1 protein-coding gene is annotated in these 908 nt (G+C 30.7%); it reads right to left on the bottom strand.

Features of this window, described 5'->3' with window-relative positions; all coding sequences use genetic code 11:
• Nucleotides 1-887 (bottom strand): glycosyltransferase (locus tag N2712_08030; protein MCX8029925.1); only part of this gene is annotated, 887 nt, incomplete at its 3' end.
• Nucleotides 888-908: the final 21 nt, after the last annotated feature.

Here is a 908-nt window from a genome sequence, read left to right as displayed (position 1 = left end):
CCTGTAACACCATCAATAACTGTTTCCAACGCACCACCTTTCCCAAAGGCAATAACTGGTCTTCCACTTGCCTGTGCCTCCACAGGCGTAATTCCAAAATCCTCTTCACCCGGGAAAATTAATGCTCTACATTTTGAATAATATTCTTTTACAACTTCATCCGGCTGCCGTCCCAAAAACTTTATGTTTTTGTTAGCTATTCTTTTTAATTTTTCTTTTTCTGGTCCGTCTCCTATTATAACTAAGGGTAATTTTAATTTGTTAAAAGTTTCAATTGCTAAATCTATTCTTTTATAAGCAACTAATCTTGATACAATTAAAAAATATTCTTCATCTATATCACTAATTTTAAAATAATCTGTCCTAACAGGTGGATAAATGACAACGCTATCTCTTCTATAATGTTTCCAAATCCTCTTAGCAACGTTTTTTGAATTAGCAATAAAATAATCAACCCTATCTGCAGATACTCTATCCCAAATCCTCATATATGACATAAAATATTTCAAAAGTTTCTTCTTTACTAAGCTTAGATTCTCTTTCTCATAATATTCATAATAAAATTCCCAAGCATATCTCATTGGAGTATGGCAATAACAGATATGAACTGTATCAGGTTTAGTTATTATTCCTTTGGCACAAGAAGAACTGCTACTAATTACAATATCAAATTCATTAAAATTAAAACTTTCAAAAGCCATAGGCATAATAGGAAAATATTTCTGATGCTTTTTTTGTGCGTCTTTAAATTTATTTACAAATGATGTAATTACCTTAGCGTTTTTTAGTGAATCATCTAAATTTTCAGGATTATATATCGAAGTATATATAGGTGCATCTGAAAACACTTCTTTCAAACTAATTAATACTCTTTCAGCTCCTCCCATATTAGTAAGCCAATCATGAAC

The organism is Brevinematales bacterium (assembly GCA_026415355.1).
Classification (GTDB): domain Bacteria; phylum Spirochaetota; class Brevinematia; order DTOW01; family DTOW01; genus SKYB106.
This window is presented reverse-complemented; position numbering and strand designations above follow the sequence as displayed.